1 protein-coding gene is annotated in these 356 nt (G+C 50.8%); it reads right to left on the bottom strand.

Annotated features, from left to right (window positions below; genetic code table 11):
• Nucleotides 1-356: hypothetical protein (locus tag QEH59_RS18805; protein ID WP_308986927.1), on the bottom strand; the 356-nt coding region annotated here is incomplete at both ends.

Genomic DNA, 356 nt, shown 5'->3' with positions numbered 1-356 from the left:
CGATCATTGGTAGGATTGGTGTCGTCGTCCAAAATCACACCAATGAGCTCGCTAGGATGGTTCATCGTAACGGAGAACTCCAATACCGTGCGTGCGGTCACCTGATAGTCATAAGGCATCGATTTCCATGCATTCCCTTGAATGCGGACGGCAGTATCTTCAACACTCGTTGCCACCGTCGACATATGCCCATTTTGGCCATCCTGATTACTATCGTGAGAGATAAACGTTCTATTAAATTGAATAGGCAAAGGTGCCGACGGCAGTGAGACCACCGGCGGGGGCATCTCTCCTTCGTGCAAACGAACATTTGAAAACGTAACACGCCCCGACGCGTCGGCATCGTCGTCGACCAT

The organism is Thalassobacterium sedimentorum, from assembly GCF_031127905.1.
Lineage (GTDB): Bacteria > Verrucomicrobiota > Verrucomicrobiia > Opitutales > Coraliomargaritaceae > Thalassobacterium > Thalassobacterium sedimentorum.
Note: the sequence above shows the minus strand (reverse complement) of the source record. Positions and strands in the feature narration are given on the sequence as shown.